A 20,292-nucleotide genomic window follows, 5' to 3' on the forward strand; every position below is an offset into this window, starting at 1 on the left:
CTGGCTATTGTAACTGAGCTAAAATTAAAGGCCAGCGCGCTTCGAACTCGACAGTCGGTCGATAACGAAATTCGGAACGTACGAAGCGTGATAACATGCCTTCGCAAAAAGCGAGCAGTTGAGAGGCAAGTAGCGATTCATCATGTACAAAGCCATGACCATCGCGTATTTTCTTCTCTTTTAACACTTGGCGTAATTGGGATTCAATTCGCTCAAATAATTGGTTAATACGGTCTTGCAGCCTGTCTTGTTCAAACATAAGCGCATGACCTGTCATTATACGCGTTAAGCCAGGATTTTTCTCTGAAAATCCTAAAATTAACGCTAACATTAATTTAATTCTAATGATGGTATCTTTTTCATCATTTAAAATTAGATTAATACGCGAAACCAGTGAGTCTTCGATAAACCCAATAAGGCTATCAAACATCTTCATTTTACTTGGAAAATGACGGTACAACGCTGCTTCTGAAACACCAACGGTGGCTGCAAGTTTTGCAGTCGTAATGCGTTGGCTACCATCACTACTTTCTAACATTAACGCAAGAGCCTGTAAGATCTCATCACGTCTGTTACGTTTTTGTGTTGTCGCTTTTTCTGCCATGTCTAATTAGACCCCTGCTAAAACAGCAAAACAAACTATCCAAAATTTTGCTCTTAGTAAAGAGACTTACAGAGCAAAATAGGTTTAAAAATGTAGAGAGTGTAAGTAAATTTTGAACAATATTTCTGCTCGGTAATATGCGACCGATTGTTTTAATTCATAAATATAGAACCTAAAGTCGGTTCTATATAGCATATTAAATATCAGAATATTTTATTTATTGTCGACCTGAATGGCCAAAGCCACCTGCACCACGCTCTGTCGCATCGAAATCATCAACAATATTAAATTCAGCTTGAACAACAGGAACAAAAACCATTTGAGCCATACGTTCACCAGGCTCTACAGTAAAGGTTTTGTCACCACGGTTCCAAACAGAAACCATGAGTTGACCTTGATAATCAGAATCAATAAGACCGACAAGGTTTCCGAGTACAACACCATGTTTATGGCCTAAGCCTGAACGAGGGAGAATAACCGCAGCGAGACTTTCATCAGCGATATGTATCGCTAGACCTGTTGGAATTAATTCGGTTTGACCTGGAGCCAAATCAATCGGCGCATCAAGGCAAGCACGCAAGTCTAAGCCTGCTGAGCCTGTTGTTGCATAGGTTGGTAAAGGAAATTCGTTACCGATACGGCTATCAAGGATTTTTAGGTCAATTTTTTTCATAACGTTGAAGTATCTCGTCAAGTAAATAGTGGCTTAATTCAATTTTACTGCTATGTGGCAACCGAGTATCACCATTGGCATCAAATAGGTGTAATGCGTTGTTATCGCTATTAAACCCATTATCCGCAAGGGAAACATCATTGGCACAAATTAAATCTAATTGCTTCTGTTGTCGTTTTTGGCGTGCATATTCTTCCACATTTTGGGTTTCAGCTGCAAATCCGACAACATAAGGCCTATTTTTGGTAAGAGCACCAACACTAGCGACAATATCTGGGTTTTTCACTAGTGTAATGGTGAACTCATCACCTTGTTTTTTAATTTTATTTTCAGCGACAGTTTTGGCTCGATAGTCTGCAACAGCAGCACAGCCAATAAAAATATCTTGTTCAGCGATAGATTGATGAACCTGCTCATACATATCTAACCCGCTAATGACATTAATTCGATTCACACCCATTGGTGTCGGGAGGTTAACTGGCCCTGAAATTAATGTCACATCAGCACCTCGTTGGCTTGCCGCTTGGGCAATTGCAAACCCCATTTTTCCTGAGCTGTGATTACTGATAAAACGCACAGGGTCTAAATCTTCACGAGTTGGACCAGCCGTGATCATCAGTTTGATGCCTTGTAAATCTAGCTTAGGATTGAAATATTCACCAGCCAAACGAACAATTTCGAGCGGATCAATCATGCGACCTGGGCCAATATCACCACAAGCTTGACTGCCGTCATCTGGCCCCCAAATTATACATTGGCGTTGTTTCAATCTGGTTAAATTATCTTGTGTTGCATGTGCACGGTACATTTGCTGGTTCATTGCAGGCACTATCGCAATGGGAGCTGCGCTGGCAAGGCATATTGTGGTCAGCAAATCATTCGCCATCCCTGCATTAAGTCTAGCAATTAAATCCGCAGTTGCTGGGGCTAAAATAATCAAATCTGCCCATTTTGCGAGTTCAATGTGGCCCATTGCGGCTTCAGCGGCGGGATCTAATAAGTCGTCAGCAACAGGGTGACCGGAAACAGCTTGCAAGGTCAGAGGGGTAATAAAGGCCTTTGCGCCTTGAGTCATAACGACACGAACAATCGCGCCTTGGTCACGCAAGCGACGAGTCAGTTCTGGAATTTTATAGGCGGCGATGCCCCCACTGATACCAATAACTATCTGTTTACCCAATAGTGATAGTTGATTCATTATTTTTATCCACTTTGCTCAACATGAACGGCATATTACCACATTGCGCGTTTAGGGGGAGCGCTCGATTTCGCATCAACTTATTATTTTTGCGAAGCGCTACGCAAAGCCTCATGAACACAATTGTTTTCCACTGAAAACTCGATAAAAGTGATGAGAGAGAATTCAGGGATGAATAATATTATGAATGAATACCAAAACTTACCACCTAGAGAGAAGCTACTTGCTTATGGTGCGGCAACGCTTTCAGATGCCGAATTGTTGGCTATTTTTTTGCGAACAGGTAGCCAAGGAGAACCTGTTTTGAGGTTGGCTGAGCGGCTGATTAAGGAATTTGGTTCATTGTACTTATTGATTCAAGCAGACTATGCGCGGCTGATGCAATGCAAAGGGATGGGACATTGCAAATTTACACAGTTACAAGCGGTTAGTGAGCTAGCTCGCCGCTTTTTTTCGGAGCAATTTCTTTATGAGGATGTGATGAGTGGGCCAGAACTCTTAAAGTCTCGGTTACTTGATTTGTTTGCAGGGCAAGAGCGTGAAGTTTTTATTGTGTTATTTTTGAACAACCAAAATCAAATTATTTGCCACGAAGAGATGTTTAAGGGCACATTAAATCGCGTTGAAGTACACCCAAGGGAAATTATTCGCTTTGCAATAAAAATGAATGCAAGTTCAATCATCTTGGCGCATAACCACCCATCAGGTAATCCTGAACCTAGCGCAGCAGACAGACAGGTGACTGAGCGAATTCAGAGTGCATGCTCGATTATGGGGGTGAAATTACTTGATCATTTTGTGGTCGGGCACAAGCAATGTGTCTCTTTTGTGGAACGAGGGTGGTTGTAAAATCATTTTTTTGCCTAAAAAATGACAACTTTTACGCTGTTGGGCTTGAGTGAAAACGATTGAAAGCGTATACTACGCCACCTTTAAGGATCTTGGGTTTGGCGAGAAGGGCCTATCTCAGTAAATTTTTACCTGTCTTTGTAAATCTTTATTTAGGTATAAACGGTTTTTTCAGTCAATTGAAAGTTTGCTGAGATGGGCTCCTAAGCCTGACGAGGCGGCCATACCCAGAACAAAAAAGCTCGAGCTGATTAGATTTTTGGAGAATAGACATGTCACGAGTCTGCCAAGTTACCGGCAAGCGTCCAATGAGCGGTAACAACCGTTCACACGCATTAAATGCGACCAAACGTCGTTTTTTGCCAAACCTGCACTCTCACCGTTTCTGGGTTGAGTCTGAGAAACGTTTCGTAACACTGCGTGTATCTGCTAAAGGTATGCGTGTTATCGATAAAAAGGGTATTGATGCTGTTCTTGCTGAACTGCGTACCCGTGGTGAGAAGTACTAAGGAGCTAAAAAATGGCTAAAGGTATTCGCGAGAAAATCAAGCTGGTCTCTTCTGAAGGTACAGGTCACTTCTATACCACTACGAAGAACAAGCGCACAATGCCAGAAAAACTGGAACTGAAAAAATTCGATCCAGTTGTTCGTAAGCATGTGATCTACAAAGAAGCAAAAATCAAATAATTTTGCTTTCTGCGTTAAAAACTCAGCCTCGGCTGAGTTTTTTTTTGTCTAAATTTTAATTGAATGGTGATATGCGCACACGAGGCTATGACCATTATTCTGAAAGTAGTAACATAGTGAATATTGATTGAATTAATAATGATATTTATTGTCAAATATCTATCGTCTTTTACTTTTTATACATAGACCTGACTAAGAGTGCCTGGTGAAAAAACAGTTTAAAAAAATTCTTGTTATCAAGATGAGGTTTCATGGGGACATGTTGCTGACAACGCCAGTTATCAGCTCATTAAAACACCAATATCCTGATGCTGAAATTGATGTTTTACTCTATCAGGATACGCTCCCTATTCTATCTGAAAACAGCGAAATTAATGCGCTATATGGGATGGCGAATAAAAAAAGTAGTGGGGTGAGCAAAGCGTGCAATTTTATTAAGTTGCTCTTAACGCTGCGCAAAAATAAATACGATTTAGTGGTAAATTTAGCGGATCAGTGGATGGTTAGCTTATTGGTGCGTGCAATTCCTGCTGAAACAAAAATCTCACATCAATTTGGTCATCGTGATTCTAAATATTGGCGTAATAGCTTTACGCATTTAACCGTTCCCGAAGGGGAGCATGTGGTTTTAAATAATCTATCTGTACTGAAACCGTTAGAATTAAAAGAACTTAAAACAAATCTGACGATGTCTTATACCGCGGATGATTGGAAAAATATTGACCAAAGGTTATTAGATTTAGGTGTACACAGTAGCTATGTTGTTATTCAGCCAACAGCACGGCAAATTTTTAAGTGCTGGGATGATGAAAAATTCTCTGCAGTCATTGATGCATTGCAATCACGTGGCTATCAGGTGGTATTAACGTCTGGTCCGAGCAAGGAAGACCTTGAGTGTGTCAATAATATTGCGAATGGCTGCCAAACAAAGCCAGTGATTGAATTAGCGGGTAAAACGACGTTTCCTGAACTGGGTGCGCTGATTGCTCATGCCGCACTATTTATTGGTGTAGATTCAGCACCGATGCATATTGCAGCGGCGGTAAATACGCCTATCGTATGTCTTTTTGGTGCAACCAATCATATATTTTGGCGCCCATGGACGGATAATGCAGTGCAATTTTGGGCGGGTGATTATGAAACAATGCCGCCGCGGGATGAGTTAGATCGAAATAAAAAATATCTCTCCATTATTCCTGCATCTGATGTGATTAAAGCAACTGAAAAGCTGTTGCCAATGAATATCCGTTCTATGATGACAAGGTATTAATATGAAATTGGCATTTTGCTTGTATAAATACTTTCCTTTTGGTGGTTTACAGCGCGATTTTTTACGTATTGCGACAGAATGCCAATCTCGGGGTCATCACGTGCGAGTGTATACTCAGTCATGGGACGGTGAAAAACCTGATGGGTTTGAAGTTGTCATTGTTCCTGTGTCTGCAAGCACGAATCATGGCAGGAATGCACAGTATTGTGATTGGGTTCTCGCCAATATCAAGCAGCACCCCGTTGATCGCATTGTGGGTTTTAATAAGATGCCTGGCTTGGATGTCTATTATGCTGCGGATGTGTGTTATGCACAGAAAGTTGCTGAAGAAAAAGGTTTTTTCTATAAACTGACACCGCGTTATAAGCATTATGCTGCATTTGAAAAAGCGGTTTTTGATGTGAATAAGCCCACACAGCTATTAATGTTAACACCACATCAAATCAAACATTTCAAACAGCACTATCAAACAGAAGACATGCGTTTCCATATGTTGCCCCCGGGGATTGCTTTAGATCGTAAATACGATAAGCAAATTGCCGACGCAAAACGAATTTATCGCAAAAAAAATCAAATCCCTGAATCTGCATTTTTACTGCTGCAAGTGGGTTCTGACTTTAAACGTAAAGGCGTTGATCGCACCTTAAGAGCTCTTGCTGCACTACCAGAGAGCATCAAGAAAAATACCTTGTTGATGGTAGTTGGGCAAGATAAGCCCGCCAAATACCAGCGCTTAGCAGAAGCATTAGGCATTAGTCAGCAAGTCTCTTTCTTTAGTGGGCGTAATGATATTGCAGAATTAATGGCTGCGGCCGATATCTTAATGCACCCTGCCTATCATGAGGCTGCTGGTATTGTCTTACTGGAAGCGATTACGGCAGGATTACCGATTATTGTCACTGAAGTGTGTGGTTATGCCTCGTTTATTCAAAAAGCCCAGTGCGGGGTCGTTATTAACGAACCTTTTGAACAGTCACAGCTCAACTATGCATTACAAAATGGTTTAGAAGATGCCAATATGCGCACACAATGGGCTAAAAATGCACAACATTTTGCAGATACAGAAGACTTGTACAGCCTACCGCAAAATGCAGCTGATATTATTTTAGGGTGCCAAAATGATTGAATTAAAACCGCCTTTTGATGCGCTTTGGCAAAATAAAGACCCATTTATTGAAGCGGATAAACTACACGGTGAAGTTTTTCGTGCATTAGAAACCCGAAAAACACTGCGCTTTGAGGTAGAAGGCCATAGCTATTTTATTAAAATTCACTATGGGACAACCTTAAAAGAAGTTCTGAAAAACCTGATTTCTTTTCGGTTACCTGTTTTAGGTGCAGATAGAGAATGGAATGCGATTCATCGACTTACGCAAGTGGGTGTCGATACGATGAATGGGCGTGCTTTTGGGCAAAAAGGAATAAACCCACTTCGTCGTCATTCCTTTATTATTACTGAAGACTTAACGCCAACGATTAGTTTGGAAGATTATTGTGCAAATTGGTTAAATGAACCTCCGCTATTTCCCACGAAGCAAATGATTATTCGCCGAGTCGCCGAAATGGTTCATGGTATGCATAAAGCGGGTATTAATCATCGTGATTGCTATATTTGTCACTTCTTATTGCACTTGCCTTTCACTGAAAAAGAAGACGAATTAAAAATATCTGTGATTGACTTGCATCGTGCGCAGCTCAGAACATCCGTTCCAGTGCGTTGGCGTGACAAAGACTTGATTGGCCTCTATTATTCTTCATTGAATATTGGTTTAACGCAGCGCGATATTTTCCGTTTTATGAGGATTTATTTTGCTTTGCCATTAAAAGAAATTTTAAAACAAGAGCAAGCGCTTATCGAAAAAGTCAGCCGTAAAGCTGAAAAGATTAAAGAACGTACAATTAGAAAGTCATTGTAAATACAATCGAAATTAGAGAGATAGAATACATGTTCTTCAATAAGGAAAATGCAGTCACAAAACAGATTGATTTATCATCATCTGATGCAGTCATTACTGATAGTAGCTTGCATATTTCGTATGGCATTGACCGTAACTTTTTATATGGTTGTGGAATTTCCATCGCATCATTATTAAAAACAAATTCTGATATCTCATTCTCATTTCATGTTTTTACAGACTATTTTGACGATGAACAATCTCGGTTGTTTAAGGTGCTTGCAGAGCAATACAAAACCAGTATTAAAATATATCTTGTTGATTGTGAGCAACTAAAGTCATTACCAAGTACCAAAAATTGGTCCTATGCCACCTATTTTAGGTTTATTATCGCGGATTATTTTTCAAATCAATTAGAACGCATGATCTACATGGATGCGGACATTATGTGCCAAGGCTCATTGAAACCGCTATTAAACATTCAGTTTGAGTATAATCAAGTTGCAGCTGTGGTACCTGAAAGAGATAGCGTATGGTGGCAAAAAAGAGCGGATGCTTTAGGGGTTCCAAGTATTGCTTCAGGGTATTTTAATGCAGGCTTTTTAATTCTTAACTTAGTGAATTGGTCAAAATTTGATATATCGACTAAGGCAATGGAATTACTTTCTCAAGATGCTGTTAAAGCTAAATTATCCTATTTAGATCAGGATATTTTAAATATGCTGTTAACAGAGAAAGTTATTTACCTTGATGGAAAATATAATACGCAATACAGCATCAATTATGAGCTACAAAAAGGCAAAAAAGAAAATCCAATAACACCAGATACCGTTTTGATTCACTATATTGGCCCCACAAAGCCTTGGCATGAATGGGCGTCTTATCCAACAGCGCAGTCTTTTGTTGATGCAAAAAATGCGTCGCCATGGAAAGATATTCCTTTATTAAAAGCAAAGAGTAGTAATCATTTACGTTATTGTGCTAAGCACTTAAGTCATCAGAAAAAATATTTATTGAGTATAAAAAGTTATCTTCAATATTTTTTTAAAAAATTATTTTAATATAACTGGTTGATTTTTAGGTATAAGATAAATGTATAATTTAAAGTTGTATTAGGTAACTAGGTGAAAAAATGAATTTTAGCGAACTAAAATATAAAATTAAATCCATTATTCAATATATTAAATTACCTAAACCACGATATCTTGAGAACAAGGATAAAGAGAATATTCATTCTATTTGTCTTGTCTTGATTAATGTCGGAATCGGTGATGCGATTATGGCTACATCATTTATTCATAAGCTAAAAGAGTTAAATAAGAATGTAGATGTTATTATTGCAAAAAAAAATACTGAAATCTTTTTAGGTAATTCAGATATTCGAAGTATTATTCTTAGTGATGATAATAAATGGAATGAAACCATATATGATTTAGTGATTGACCCATATAGTCACTGTGGTTGGTTTTTTTCATATAAGTATTATAAGTTATTGAAAAAGCTTAAATATAGTTTTTTGAGTGGTTTTAATGTAAAGTTTCCTTCTAAATATAATGATAACTTTAAAGCTAGTAATGGAATTCATATAACTGATTATTATAACCACATTCTAAAGACATTTTTCGCTAGTAAAATCGAAGGTAACTATATTGTTAATATTCCAGATAATGAGCTAGATAATGCTAGAAATAAATTAGAGTGTATTAGCTCATCAGATTTAAAAATTGCATTTTGCCCATTTGCATCAACACTAGAACGGAGCTTTAGTGATGGGCAAGTTAATGCTGTTTTAGATAAGTTAAAAAAAATAAAAAATATAAGTGTTATTATGCTCTGTGAGGAGCACAGAGCGAAAAATATTAATGTTGGTGAGAATGTTTATTTTTTTAAAACAGCAAGCTTTATTTCATCTGCTGCAATATTAAGTCTTTGTGATTTTTGTATTTCTTCGGATACATCTTTTGTGCATTTAGCAAACAGTAAAAATATTCCGTTATTAGCATTTTATAGCTCAGTTTATAATGACGGATTTAACACTGATTTTCTTTGCGCTCCTAATTATACTAAGTCAAAACAAGTAATAGAGCCTACCGGTATAAAAAATATCTCCGTCGATAATGTTATTACGGAAATATTAGATGAAATAAATTCTTATCACCTGATAGTGGATAGTCTAAAGACCACTAGTTAAGTGGTCTTTAGGTATATTTATTTATCGCCTATATAGATAGGTGAGTCGTCACTATTTCCATCTCTTAACTTCTGAAAATGATACCTTAATGTCTCGTCATCATTATGATTAGAAATTAAATTGTAGTTGGAATCTATTTTTTTATTACTAATGTTAAGCCAATTTGCTATACCCGTAGTAAAAAATTTACCAGACTTATAAGCCACTATGCGCTCTTTTTTCTGACTATCAGAATTGAGGATAATTAGGGGGATATTTAATACTTTAGCAGAGACATTACTGAGATTTAATTTAATTTCATCATCTATAATTGAATGTGATAAACCATGGTCTGCAAAGTATAACATTGAAAAACTGCGGTTTTTTTCTTTTTCTTGTGTTTTTAAGGTGCTATAAATTGATTCAAGGATATTGTCTGTTTTTTCGATACTTGAGACATAACATGAGATATTTGTATATTTTTTATCTTTAGTGATATATTTATTTTTATAATCTTCAATACGTGCACAAGTATCAGGATGAGAGCCATATAAGTGAATAACAAACAATCGCTTTTGTTTTTTATTTACTTTTTCTTCTAATTCATCTTTAAACGTATTTACTAAGCCAAAGTCACTTGAATCGTTGGAGTTAAAGGCACCCATCTTGTTGAATTTTTTAACATCACTCCTTTTTGCGATAAAGGTTATTGGTGTATCAAATTCACCAATAAAGCCTTGATTTGATATCCAGTAAACTTTATAACCTGCTGATTTTGCTAAATCAACAATATTTTGTCCATAATTGGGCTCCCAGTTTTCTTTACTTGATTGTGTCAGCATTACGCGTAATGAAGAAACAGTATTGGTCCCACCTGAAGTTAATCCTTCAACTATGATGCCATTCGTTTTATTGATAAATGGCGTGTTATCTATTGGATACCCATAAGCGCTCATATAATCTCGGCGAACACTTTCCCCAATAACTAAAATATAGTCATCATATTGCGTTTTATCTTTTATTAGTGTTGATTTTCCCCATTCACTATTTTTAGTGAACTCACTAAGGTTCTCAACTTCTTTTTTCACACTTAGTGTTGATTGATACATATTATTAAAAAGTTTAAAGGGAGACTGGTTAATCAATGCAAAAATTGCTAGGCATACAAGTAATGTTTTATTTCTATAAAAATATATTCCATTCTTGATAGTTATCTTTCGATAGAAAATAAACCCAGCTACAATCATTAGTGAAAAAAGATAATTCTTTATCGGAATTTGAGTGAAAAATTCTTTGGACTCCATTGCATCTGTAGCAATGACAGAAGAAATATATTGATAGGTAGGCTCACCGAAGTTTAAGCCAATAGGTGTGTATATGGCATTAACCAAGACAATTGGAAACCCTATGTACCAATAGGCTTTATTTGAAGAGCTTAATATAATAATTAAAAAACAAACTAATGTTATTTCCCTTACTGTAGGGTGTGCATTTCCTGAGCCAAGTAACATAAGTTTGGCGATAGAGGCTAGGATAATTAAGGAAAATAAAACCAATAAGGTTTTTTTTAACTCAGGTTTTTGTATCATAGAGCAGCCATGTGATTAGGAATCAAACCGTTATAAGCGTTAGTCATTGAGCTTAGTGTGTTTTTATATAGCGTATTTTGCATACTGTTTTAATTTATGATTATAAAGGAAAACTAACGCATTTACACGAATAAAAGGGGGAACTACTTAGAGTTATAGATATTGTGTTTACTAATGTATAAAAGTGGGCTTCAATTTATTAACAACAGGGTAATGATAGTTGTTATCATTTAGTGCATGGATTCTATGGTGTTTTGTAAAAAAAGATAAAGTGTAAAACTACGTGAATAACCTAAAACCAAACTAAGAATAGTTTATACTATTGATGGTTCTATAGAAAAATGTGGGATTTTTGGGATTTTTGGGATTTTTGGCATTAGGGTGGTAAAGGCTTGCAATGGGAACGTATGATGTTAAGTCATGAGATGATAAAATCAAAAATAGAAATAAGCTCAGATACCAATATCAGTGATGGAGATTTTTTTCATATCGCTTATGGTGTAGATGAAAATTTTTTATACGGTGTAGGTACTTCAATCTCCTCAATTCTTATCTATAACACTGAACGTCGTTTCCATTTTCATGTTTTTGTTGATAAATTAAAAGATGAATTGCTTTTTCATCGCTTGATTGAAGGAACTCAACATCGGTTAACTATTTATTTGATTGATAACGAAAAATTTCAATCACTACCTTTGCCATCGAAAGGATGGAGCTCCGCAATTTATTTTCGGCTGATCATCATCTCTTATTTAGCAGAAAAAAACATCAATAAATTATTATACTTAGATGCAGATATTATTTGTAAGGGTAACTTATCCTATCTTGACTCATTAGAGTTTAACGAAAATACTTTTTTATATGCGGTAAAAGATAAATTCCGTAGCCAAAAGAAAGTGTTACCGATGGATATGTCAAAGTATTTTAACTCTGGTTTTCTATATATGTCAGTGCAAAAATTAGCTGAATATAATATACCGAATAAAGTTGTTGAGTTAGTCAGCAATAATGAGTTCGGTCATCCAGATCAAGATGCACTGAATATCTTATTAAATTCTAATCTATTGAATATTAGTGAAAATTTTAATTACATGTTCTCTCTGGATTGGCATATTGGGAATAAAGGAAATATTCCTAAAATTCCATCTGATGTTGTTTTTATCCACTTTGTGGGCCTAACAAAGCCCTTTCACGAATGGGCGATTTTTTATGAGGAATACGCTTTTTTTGAAACGGCGAGAAGTCAGTCACCTTGGAAAGACATCGATTTAATAAAACCAAAAGGTTATAAACAGTTATCAAGAAAAAAATCACATTTAAGAAAAAATGGCGATTATTTAGGTTTTCTGTCTACAACATTTAAGTATTTAATTAAAAAAATATTTTGATTTTAAAGCCCTGTATATTTGTATTTTTATAGGGCCTTTCTTTATTTGACTAGTACTTTTCGAATAAAAATAGCCGTTAAAATATTATATAAAATAAAAATATCAAGAAAGATAAATTCAAATAGGCAATAGACTAAAAAATAACCTATAGACGAAACAAATATTCCGACATTAAAAATATCTTTTTCCACTCTAATACTTTTAACTAAGTCTTTCATATTGATGGCAAATGTTGCTAAAAATAGAAATAACCCAATAAGGCCTATGCTATAACTAATATTTAGGAAGAAAGGCTCATCATTGTTGTAAAATGATTCTTTTTTACTTCTAGAATACCCCATCCCACCACTGAATTTTTTTGCGTTATTATCAAATAGAAACTGATTATAAGCGACAGAACCATAACCCACTCCCATTAACTGGTATGAGAGATTTTGCGTAAAAATTGGGTATCGAGTATCAATGATTTTACCTCGAGATGAGGTGATATCCTCTGCATACAGTGATTGGTTTACTTTAGTTTTTACTTGCGGGATATAATGATAGGAAGTGAGAACAATTGCTATTGCTAAAACACCAAAACTCACAATATTAACCATGAGTTTTTTATAGTTTGTGGATAAAATAAACAGAATAATAGCAGCTTCAATAATAACAGAAAGGAAGCCTCCTCGGCTCCCAGTATACAATATGAATAAGAAGGCTAGTATAGAAAGAAGTAGCATCGTGGCTTTTAGTATTCTTTTTTTGAATAGAAATAAGGCACTGAAAGTAAAGGGAAACAATAAGGTCATATAGTGTGCGAAACCATACCGAAGTTGTAGGTAGAGAGGTAAAGCACTATTTTTAAACTGCTTTAAAATTGGAATAAAAAATATTGTGAAGGCCAATGTAGCAATGAGTGCATAGCAGATTGTTTTTTTTGATTTATCAATATCGCTTTTAAATACAATCAGAAAAAAAGTAATAATAAAAACATATCGCCAATCATCAAAGAACGCTTTGATGGCTTCTTGAGTGAAGCCTGAATACGTAAAAAATATAGCACAAAATAACCCCCAGGCACCAAACAGAAAAAGCATCTTTCTTGACTTAATTAGAGCGAGCAGGTCAGCTGTAATATTAATTTTATTTTTTAAAAGTGTGAAAATTGTATATAAAAAAAGTAAGACAACAGAGACATTTAATACACCTTGCGTATCGTTGGTAAACATTCCTAGTGTGACTAAAAATAGTAATAAAAAAGGAAGTTGACGAAGAGAAATACTGTTTATTTTCACGACATTGCCTTTATTGTCTTTGATTTAATCTCAAAAATTGGTGCTTATCATGCGGGAAAGAGTATGTGATGTAAATATAGCACATTCATAATGAAGCAAAGAAACCCAATGGGTGAAAGTATTTTATCATGTAACCTATTTCGTTTCATGAATCACATGCTGTATTGTGTATTGAATATTTGATTTATATAGGGTTAAAAATGCCAGAACTACCTGAAGTCGAAACCAGCCGTCGTGGTATTGAGCCACATTTAGTCGGTAATATAATCTCTTACGCAGTCGTACGAAACAGCCGTTTGCGCTGGCCTGTCAGTGAGCAAATAAAAAGCTTATCTGATGAAATTGTTTTAAGCGTGCAACGCCGTGCAAAGTACTTGCTGATTGAATTGAAAAAGGGCTGGATTATCGTTCACTTAGGTATGTCTGGCAGTGTGCGTATTTTAACAGAAGAGTTACCTGAAGAAAAACATGACCATGTGGATTTAGTCATGCGTGATGGTAAAGTTTTACGTTATACCGACCCGCGGCGCTTTGGGGCTTGGTTGTGGTGTGATGACTTAGAGAATAGCTCGGTACTCGCGCATTTAGGCCCTGAGCCCCTATCTGATGAATTTAACCCTCAATATCTTTATGAGCTCGCGCAAAAAAAGAAAGTGGCGGTCAAGCCTTGGTTGATGGACAACAAAATCGTCGTTGGTGTTGGCAATATTTATGCAAATGAAGCTCTATTTGCGACAAAAATTTCACCTGAAAAAATAACCAATACATTAACATTGGCTGAAATCACGGAGTTGGTTAAGCAAATCAAACTCGTGTTAGCTCGCTCAATTGAGCAAGGCGGTACAACGTTAAAAGACTTTTTGCAGTCAGATGGTAAACCGGGTTATTTTGCACAAGAGTTATTTGTGTACGGAAAAAAGGGTGAGCCTTGTTCAATGTGCGGAACGCCGATTGAAAGTATTAAACAAGGCCAGCGTAGCACCTTTTTCTGCCCTCAGTGCCAAAAATAACTCATGATAGCTATTTTTTATTGAGTTTTTTCAGCATTGCATCTGCAACAATGGGCGGTAAAAAAGAAGAAATATCACCATCATGAAGGGCGACATCTTTGATTAAAGATGAAGATACAAAGGATAAACTTTGCGATGGGAGTAAAAAAACCGTTTCTAATTCAGGGACAAAGTGGCGATTCATATTCGCTAATTGCCACTCATATTCAAAATCAGCCACCGAGCGCACACCACGGATTAGAATATTCGCCCCTTTTTTTTGTGCAAAGCTCGCCATCAACTCAGAAAAACCCACTACCTCAACATTATCAAGATGAGACGTCACCTCCCTTGCAAGGGAAACCCGCTCATCAAGGGTGAACATGGGATTTTTGCGTTGGCTATTGGCAATAGCGAGGAGTACATGGTCAAACATTGCCGCTGCACGGGTGACAATATCAACGTGCCCTGATGTGATCGGGTCAAAGGTACCTGGGTAGATGGCTTTATGTTCCATGGCGATAGTATCTCATTGTTTGTTATTGCTTATTCAAAATATAAGTGTAAATAAGCGATGCGAGAGTTTAACCTTATCGGCTATCTAGCATGGTTGCAACAAGAGTTAGCGAGGCTTTGTGAATTTTTAGGTGCATATTCTGCACACTTTTGCAGAAGGTTTATGGTAAGATAGCGCCAATTTTGGTAAGTGAATCAGATCGAATGTTATTGCTGCGGTTATATCAGGTACTTCTTTATCTTATCCAGCCATTTATATGGGTTCGCCTTTTACTGCGTAGCCGAAAAGCGCCTGCGTATCGTAAACGTTGGGGTGAGCGCTATGGTTTTTGTGCAGGTAAAGTTAAGCCCCAAGGCATTTTACTGCATTCGGTCTCAGTGGGTGAAACGCTAGCCGCTGTTCCTTTAGTCAGGGCACTTCGCCATCACTATCCTTCTTTGCCTATCACTGTTACCACAATGACGCCCACAGGTTCAGAACGTGTTCAGTCTGCATTTGGTGATGATGTTAGCCATGTTTATCTCCCTTATGATTTACCGGGCTCGATGCGCCGTTTCCTTAAACAGGTTGATCCTAAACTTGTGATTATTATGGAAACTGAGCTTTGGCCAAACATGATAAATCAACTGCATAAGCGAAAAATCCCCTTAGTTATCGCCAATGCGCGATTATCAGAGCGTTCTGCGGCGGGTTATCAAAAGTTAGGTAGCTTTGTGAAACGCATGCTGCGCAATGTCACGATGGTGGCAGCGCAGCACCAAGAAGACGGTGAGCGTTTTGTTCAGCTTGGGTTAAGGCGTATGCAATTAAGTGTGACGGGAAGCTTAAAATTTGATATCTCCGTTACCCCTGAATTAGCCGTCCGAGCCATTACACTTCGTAGGCAGTGGGCTGCGCACCGCCCTGTGTGGATTGCGACCAGCACTCATGACGGCGAAGAAGCCATTGTTTTAGAAACTCATCAAAGGTTATTAAAACGTTTTCCAGATTTATTGCTCATTTTAGTCCCTCGTCATCCTGAACGTTTTGCAAAAGCCGAAGAGCTAACCCAAAAGGCCGGCCTAACGTTTATTCGTCGTAGCGCTAACACAATTCCTACCGTAGATATCCAAGTGGTTATTGGTGATACCATGGGTGAATTGATGTTGCTGTATGGAATTGCGGACATTGCGTTTGTTGGCGGAAGCTTAGTTGAAACGGGGGGGCATAATCCTTTAGAAGCCGCTGCGCATGCATTACCTGTTTTAATGGGGCCACATACCTTTAATTTTAAAGATATTTGTGGGAAGTTAGCGCAGGCTGATGGGCTGATTACGGTGACGGACAGTGAGTCGATGGAACAAGCGGTGACGAGCTTACTTTCTGATGAAGACTATCGTTTATATTATGGCCGTCATGCCGCAGAGGTTCTGCATGAAAACCAAGGCGCTCTCCAGCGTTTATTAAAATTATTACAACCCTATTTACCACCCAAAGAACAATAATGATTCAATGTATCTTTTTTAGATAAGCCAACTTGAACGTTACAACAATGAATCATGAATATTTTCTCCCGCATCTTAGTATTGCATCTAAACTATAGTAGACTGCACCGTTTGTTATAGGGGTATTCTATTTTGCTATTTTTGGCAATAGTGGAGTACTTGGATTTTTCCTTATCTTTTAAGACAGTATGCCAGCAATCAATCAACCAAATTCAAATAAATATGTTTATTTATGGGTCATAGGCTATGCCGTAGTCTGGATCTTAGCGAGCTTTTATTTTGACCCAACAGTACCTTACGACACGGTAGAGGCTGTTAATTGGGGTATGAATGGGGAATGGGGCTCGCCTAAAAACCCATGGTTCGTTGGCGTATTAATGTGGCCAGCCATCTATTTGGAAATTTCATATAGCTTTTATTGGTATTTGATCCATTTTGTTGGTATTGCATTTGGCCTGTTGGGTGTTTGGAAACTGGCTTATCGTTTAACTGGGCGTCGTGACCTTGCATGGTTTGCGATGTTAATGTTGAACCTTTCAGGTGTCATTAATTTTGATATCATTCCTTATAATGATAACTATATTCTCGTCACCTTATGGCCATGGATTCTTTATTTCTTTTTGCGCGCGGTAGATGATAACCCTACGTGGTGGTTACCTTTTGCCTTGGTTGCGGGGTTGGCAACCATGGGGAAATACTCGACACTTGCCTTAGTCGGTTCGGTTTTTTTACTGACTATTTTTGTTAAGCAGGCACGCCAGAGCTACCGTTACCCCGTTTTTTATTTAGCTATTGCGTTGTGGTTTGCATTAGTTCTGCCAAATTTCTTTTGGCTGATGGCGACGGACTTCTCAGCTTTTAAATGGGTGGATTCACAAATTGACCCTGGTTTTAATTTCCATACAACTCAAGCGGCATTAAGTGTTTTTTATCCGTTAGTGATTGCTGCCATTATTATTTATTGCAGTGGTGGAAAGTTAGGGTGGCCTAAGGCGCTGCCTAACCGCATGGCCAATTTCATTATTTTATTCCCTTTGGTTGTTATTTATGGCTGGTTTTCGTTCCATGATGGCGGGCGGATTACGGAATGGCTACAGCCTTTTATGGCAATTATTGCGCCGTTGTTTGTTGGTTCAATAACTGTGATGCCAAAAAAACCATTTAAGAAATCACTCATTGGTTTTGCGATTTTTGGTGTTTTAGTGGTGGTTGGCTATATCACCGTTCAAGCGGCGAATATTCGCGGGGCAGGGCAAAAGTTTATTGGTGTAAAAACCCTAATAGCGGAAGGGGAAGAACGCTGGTATCAACGTTATGGTACACCTGTTAAATATGTTGGTGGCGAAGATAATCAATATCAATGGTTCATTATTTATGCGAAAGACCGCCCACATGTGATCCAACCTTGGTCGATGGAAAAACATATGCCACCGAATGTCTATAACCGCGATATCACTGAAGCAGAAATTCGTGAGCATGGCGCGCTCCTGCTAGGTAAAAAATACGATGATTGTGCTCATGAAAACTTTGCAAAAGTCCGTAAATTCTGGCCGCAATTTACCATCGAAAAAGAAGATGTGATTTATCGCTCTGAGCCTGATGCGGCACCAGAGACGATGTGTTTTGGGTTTATTGCCCCGCAGAAATGAGTGAAAGAAAAAATCGGCATACCGCCGATTTTTTATCTTATGAGGTAAATTGAATCAGTAATTGGTAGACCGTATTTGGTGTAATATCTGCCATAATTTTGTTGGCGGATATCAATTCATGTTGCCCCTGCCCATAACCCCCAATTAATCCCGGATCGGTAGGGCCAAATAGCGTAAAGTTGGGCTTATCCAGTGCGGCGGTTAAATGACTTAGCCCAGTATCGACAGAGACAACGGCTTTAGCATTGGCAATCTGTTGTGCCACTTCAGCGAGTGTTAGCTTCGGTAATACCTCAACAAAATCAAAACCCTTAGCTAACCGCTGTGCACGTTGTTGCTCATGAGGCGCTCCCCACGGAAGCTTTATTTTTACACCACTATCCGCCATTAACTCAATTAAACTTCGCCAGTTTTCTTCAGGCCAATGTTTATCATCGCGTGTGGTGGAGTGCAGAAAAATTACGTAAGGGCTTTCGTTATTTACACCAGATTGCAAGAAATGCTGTGCAATAGCGTAATCACCTTGCTGTGTCGGGCAAGTATAACCAAGGCTTTTCGCAAATAATTGACGAATACGTTCAACCGCGTGTTGCTGCTTGCTAATGGCATAGCGGTGGTCGTAGAAAAAGCTGGCAAGAGGTTCGCGAATGCTATGGCGGTCATAACCGTGTTTATCACCATGGGCTAAGCGCGTAACGAGAAATGCGCTTTTTAGCAGCCCTTGAGCATCAATGATCGCATCGTAGTGAGTTGCTTGCAGTTGTTGACGAAACGCGGCACGTTCGGCTCTGATTGGCGCAGAAAACCAATTTTTCCGCCAACGGCGGATAGCAACAGGGATCACTTGGTTAACTGCACTGTGCCAAGTTGGAATTTGTGCAAAACCTTCCTCGACCACCCAATCAAATTGAATATTGGGGATAGCTTGCTGTGCATCGGTTAATGCAGGTAAGGAATGTAAAACATCGCCCATTGAGGATGTTTTGACTAATAATACTCGCATTATTCAATACCTATATTTAAACGCGCTAATGCGTCTAAAACCATTTTTGGCTGAATATCGATCAGACTTTGGTGATAACCGCTTTCGCCATCCCCTTTACGGACTTTGTGATATCCCTCGATTAAGCGGATCACTTCGGCTTTATCAGACAACGGTGGTGTAAAATCTGGGCTACTTGGGCCATAAAGTGCCACCAATGGTTTATCTAACGCAGCAGCAACATGCATCAGCCCTGAATCGTTACTCACAACAGCTTGGCAGGCATCAATCAAGTTAACGGCTTGTTCTAGGGAGGTTTCCCCTGCAAAATTATGGCAGTATGGTTTTGCCTCATCCGTTAGGCTTTGGCGAATTTCTTCCCCTGCGGGGTGGTCTTTTTGGGAACCAAACAGCAAGACTCGGAAGCCTTTTAAGCTGATCAGTTCTTGAGCGAGAGTTGCATAATGGTAGTGTGGCCAGCGTTTTGCTGGGCCAAACTCGGCACCTGGGCAAAAACCAATAATCGGGCGAGAGTCATCAATGCCAAAGGTTTGCAGCGTTTCACTGACTTCTTGTGGAACGGTGACAAGTTTGGGTTTTAATATTGGTGATGGAATATCAGCAGCAGATTGAATAGTTTGCTTATCATAAGCAAGGGCAACATAACGTTGTACCATCAATGGAAACGCTTCTTTATTTAACGGGCGAATATCATTGAGTAACCCATAACGCATTTCCCCGCGCCAGCCCGTTCTTTTGGCAATGTTAGCAAAGAATGGAACAAGTGCAGATTTTAACGAGTTAGGCAAAACAATCGCTTGGTCGTATCCATTTCCCCGCAGACTGATACCTAATCGACGACGTTCGCCGATTTCAAGGGCTCCATGGCCTAAAGGCATTGGAATAGCTTGATTGACTTCAGGCATTTTTGCTAGCAAAGGGCGGCACCATTGTGGCGCCATCACATCAATTTGTGCATGAGGATGAAGCGCCTTTATTGTGCGATAAAGGCTCTGTGACATCATCATATCCCCTACCCATGAAGGGCCGATCACCAATATTTTCAT

20 protein-coding genes are annotated in these 20,292 nt (G+C 38.4%); 12 read left to right on the forward strand and 8 right to left on the reverse strand.

Annotated elements, in window-relative coordinates; genetic code table 11:
- Nucleotides 1-4 precede the first annotated feature (4 nt).
- From slmA to coaBC, 3 genes are all read right to left on the reverse strand, one after another.
- The gene (gene slmA, locus AC4IFT_RS11570) at nucleotides 5-604 is read right to left on the reverse strand and encodes a nucleoid occlusion factor SlmA (RefSeq protein ID WP_219245135.1); all 600 of its coding nucleotides are present in this window, start codon (nucleotides 602-604) and stop codon (nucleotides 5-7) included.
- Between the two features lie 217 nt (nucleotides 605-821).
- Complete coding sequence (gene dut / locus AC4IFT_RS11575; RefSeq protein ID WP_219245134.1) at nucleotides 822-1,277, reverse strand: dUTP diphosphatase; 456 nt, start codon at nucleotides 1,275-1,277, stop codon at nucleotides 822-824.
- On the reverse strand, nucleotides 1,264-2,475 hold the full coding sequence (gene coaBC / locus AC4IFT_RS11580) for a bifunctional phosphopantothenoylcysteine decarboxylase/phosphopantothenate--cysteine ligase CoaBC (protein WP_490737052.1): 1,212 nt from the start codon (nucleotides 2,473-2,475) through the stop codon (nucleotides 1,264-1,266). Before coaBC ends, dut begins: the two co-directional genes overlap by 14 nt.
- Nucleotides 2,476-2,658: 183 nt before the next feature.
- On the opposite strand from coaBC, the gene radC reads away from it, so the two are divergent.
- From radC to AC4IFT_RS11620, 8 genes are all read left to right on the forward strand, one after another.
- Nucleotides 2,659-3,324: a RadC family protein gene (radC, locus tag AC4IFT_RS11585; protein ID WP_490751396.1), complete on the forward strand. Its 666-nt coding sequence runs from the start codon at nucleotides 2,659-2,661 to the stop codon at nucleotides 3,322-3,324.
- A gap of 272 nt (nucleotides 3,325-3,596) precedes the next feature.
- Complete coding sequence (gene rpmB / locus AC4IFT_RS11590; RefSeq protein ID WP_004265123.1) at nucleotides 3,597-3,833, forward strand: 50S ribosomal protein L28; 237 nt, start codon at nucleotides 3,597-3,599, stop codon at nucleotides 3,831-3,833.
- Nucleotides 3,834-3,844: 11 nt separating this feature from the next.
- Complete coding sequence (gene rpmG, locus AC4IFT_RS11595; protein WP_004265124.1) at nucleotides 3,845-4,012, forward strand: 50S ribosomal protein L33; 168 nt, start codon at nucleotides 3,845-3,847, stop codon at nucleotides 4,010-4,012.
- Nucleotides 4,013-4,217: 205 nt separating this feature from the next.
- Nucleotides 4,218-5,282 carry a lipopolysaccharide core heptosyltransferase RfaQ gene (gene rfaQ, locus AC4IFT_RS11600; protein ID WP_490737050.1) on the forward strand — a complete coding sequence of 355 codons (1,065 nt, stop codon included), beginning with the start codon at nucleotides 4,218-4,220 and terminating at the stop codon, nucleotides 5,280-5,282.
- A gap of 1 nt (nucleotide 5,283) precedes the next feature.
- Nucleotides 5,284-6,408, forward strand: a complete 1,125-nt coding sequence (locus AC4IFT_RS11605) for a glycosyltransferase family 4 protein (RefSeq protein WP_490751381.1) — start codon at nucleotides 5,284-5,286, stop codon at nucleotides 6,406-6,408.
- On the forward strand, nucleotides 6,401-7,198 hold the full coding sequence (gene rfaP / locus AC4IFT_RS11610) for a lipopolysaccharide core heptose(I) kinase RfaP (protein ID WP_490751382.1): 798 nt from the start codon (nucleotides 6,401-6,403) through the stop codon (nucleotides 7,196-7,198). The genes AC4IFT_RS11605 and rfaP overlap by 8 nt, the downstream gene beginning before the upstream one ends.
- Before the next feature lie 29 nt (nucleotides 7,199-7,227).
- The gene (gene waaO, locus AC4IFT_RS11615; protein WP_490751383.1) at nucleotides 7,228-8,238 is read left to right on the forward strand and encodes a lipopolysaccharide 3-alpha-galactosyltransferase; all 1,011 of its coding nucleotides are present in this window, start codon (nucleotides 7,228-7,230) and stop codon (nucleotides 8,236-8,238) included.
- Nucleotides 8,239-8,309: 71 nt separating this feature from the next.
- Entirely contained in the window at nucleotides 8,310-9,368 is a 1,059-nt protein-coding gene (locus AC4IFT_RS11620; protein WP_490751384.1) for a glycosyltransferase family 9 protein, read from the forward strand.
- A gap of 17 nt (nucleotides 9,369-9,385) precedes the next feature.
- Here AC4IFT_RS11620 and AC4IFT_RS11625 read toward each other — a convergent pair whose 3' ends face one another.
- Entirely contained in the window at nucleotides 9,386-10,936 is a 1,551-nt protein-coding gene (locus AC4IFT_RS11625) for a phosphoethanolamine transferase (RefSeq protein WP_490751385.1), read from the reverse strand.
- A gap of 392 nt (nucleotides 10,937-11,328) precedes the next feature.
- Between AC4IFT_RS11625 and AC4IFT_RS11630 the strand changes: the two genes are divergently transcribed.
- A complete protein-coding gene (locus AC4IFT_RS11630) occupies nucleotides 11,329-12,324 on the forward strand; it encodes a glycosyltransferase (protein WP_490751386.1) in 996 nt (331 codons plus the stop codon).
- Nucleotides 12,325-12,365: 41 nt separating this feature from the next.
- Here the strand turns inward: AC4IFT_RS11630 and AC4IFT_RS11635 are convergent, their stop codons facing one another.
- Entirely contained in the window at nucleotides 12,366-13,604 is a 1,239-nt protein-coding gene (locus AC4IFT_RS11635; protein ID WP_490751387.1) for an O-antigen ligase family protein, read from the reverse strand.
- 200 nt (nucleotides 13,605-13,804) lie between these two features.
- Here AC4IFT_RS11635 and mutM point away from each other — a divergent pair, with 200 nt between their 5' ends.
- On the forward strand, nucleotides 13,805-14,614 hold the full coding sequence (mutM, locus tag AC4IFT_RS11640) for a bifunctional DNA-formamidopyrimidine glycosylase/DNA-(apurinic or apyrimidinic site) lyase (protein ID WP_490751388.1): 810 nt from the start codon (nucleotides 13,805-13,807) through the stop codon (nucleotides 14,612-14,614).
- A 10-nt stretch (nucleotides 14,615-14,624) separates the two neighbouring features.
- Here the strand turns inward: mutM and coaD are convergent, their stop codons facing one another.
- On the reverse strand, nucleotides 14,625-15,110 hold the full coding sequence (gene coaD / locus AC4IFT_RS11645) for a pantetheine-phosphate adenylyltransferase (protein ID WP_490737034.1): 486 nt from the start codon (nucleotides 15,108-15,110) through the stop codon (nucleotides 14,625-14,627).
- 203 nt (nucleotides 15,111-15,313) lie between these two features.
- Between coaD and waaA the strand changes: the two genes are divergently transcribed.
- Nucleotides 15,314-16,594, forward strand: a complete 1,281-nt coding sequence (gene waaA / locus AC4IFT_RS11650) for a lipid IV(A) 3-deoxy-D-manno-octulosonic acid transferase (protein ID WP_490737032.1) — start codon at nucleotides 15,314-15,316, stop codon at nucleotides 16,592-16,594.
- 188 nt (nucleotides 16,595-16,782) lie between these two features.
- Complete coding sequence (locus tag AC4IFT_RS11655; RefSeq protein ID WP_490751389.1) at nucleotides 16,783-18,243, forward strand: glycosyltransferase family 39 protein; 1,461 nt, start codon at nucleotides 16,783-16,785, stop codon at nucleotides 18,241-18,243.
- Nucleotides 18,244-18,280: 37 nt separating this feature from the next.
- Here the strand turns inward: AC4IFT_RS11655 and rfaC are convergent, their stop codons facing one another.
- Together rfaC and rfaF are read right to left on the reverse strand one after the other, a co-directional pair.
- Nucleotides 18,281-19,246 carry a lipopolysaccharide heptosyltransferase RfaC gene (rfaC, locus tag AC4IFT_RS11660; RefSeq protein WP_490751390.1) on the reverse strand — a complete coding sequence of 322 codons (966 nt, stop codon included), beginning with the start codon at nucleotides 19,244-19,246 and terminating at the stop codon, nucleotides 18,281-18,283.
- Entirely contained in the window at nucleotides 19,246-20,292 is a 1,047-nt protein-coding gene (gene rfaF / locus AC4IFT_RS11665) for an ADP-heptose--LPS heptosyltransferase RfaF (RefSeq protein ID WP_490751391.1), read from the reverse strand. The genes rfaC and rfaF overlap by 1 nt, the downstream gene beginning before the upstream one ends.

This window comes from Providencia sp. UF-183 (assembly GCF_058246155.1).

Bases quoted from the DNA above. Each gene is read 5' to 3' on its own strand.
- dut (WP_219245134.1), bottom strand. From the start codon at position 1,277: ATGAAAAAAATTGACCTAAAAATCCTTGATAGCCGTATCGGTAACGAA.
- AC4IFT_RS11625 (WP_490751385.1), bottom strand. From the start codon at position 10,936: ATGATACAAAAACCTGAGTTAAAAAAAACCTTATTGGTTTTATTTTCC.
- coaBC (WP_490737052.1), bottom strand. From the start codon at position 2,475: ATGAATCAACTATCACTATTGGGTAAACAGATAGTTATTGGTATCAGT.
- rpmB (WP_004265123.1), top strand. From the start codon at position 3,597: ATGTCACGAGTCTGCCAAGTTACCGGCAAGCGTCCAATGAGCGGTAAC.
- AC4IFT_RS11655 (WP_490751389.1), top strand. From the start codon at position 16,783: ATGCCAGCAATCAATCAACCAAATTCAAATAAATATGTTTATTTATGG.
- waaO (WP_490751383.1), top strand. From the start codon at position 7,228: ATGTTCTTCAATAAGGAAAATGCAGTCACAAAACAGATTGATTTATCA.
- rfaF (WP_490751391.1), bottom strand. From the start codon at position 20,292: ATGAAAATATTGGTGATCGGCCCTTCATGGGTAGGGGATATGATGATG.
- mutM (WP_490751388.1), top strand. From the start codon at position 13,805: ATGCCAGAACTACCTGAAGTCGAAACCAGCCGTCGTGGTATTGAGCCA.
- rfaC (WP_490751390.1), bottom strand. From the start codon at position 19,246: ATGCGAGTATTATTAGTCAAAACATCCTCAATGGGCGATGTTTTACAT.
- AC4IFT_RS11620 (WP_490751384.1), top strand. From the start codon at position 8,310: ATGAATTTTAGCGAACTAAAATATAAAATTAAATCCATTATTCAATAT.
- coaD (WP_490737034.1), bottom strand. From the start codon at position 15,110: ATGGAACATAAAGCCATCTACCCAGGTACCTTTGACCCGATCACATCA.
- AC4IFT_RS11605 (WP_490751381.1), top strand. From the start codon at position 5,284: ATGAAATTGGCATTTTGCTTGTATAAATACTTTCCTTTTGGTGGTTTA.
- rpmG (WP_004265124.1), top strand. From the start codon at position 3,845: ATGGCTAAAGGTATTCGCGAGAAAATCAAGCTGGTCTCTTCTGAAGGT.
- radC (WP_490751396.1), top strand. From the start codon at position 2,659: ATGAATGAATACCAAAACTTACCACCTAGAGAGAAGCTACTTGCTTAT.
- waaA (WP_490737032.1), top strand. From the start codon at position 15,314: ATGTTATTGCTGCGGTTATATCAGGTACTTCTTTATCTTATCCAGCCA.
- rfaP (WP_490751382.1), top strand. From the start codon at position 6,401: ATGATTGAATTAAAACCGCCTTTTGATGCGCTTTGGCAAAATAAAGAC.
- slmA (WP_219245135.1), bottom strand. From the start codon at position 604: ATGGCAGAAAAAGCGACAACACAAAAACGTAACAGACGTGATGAGATC.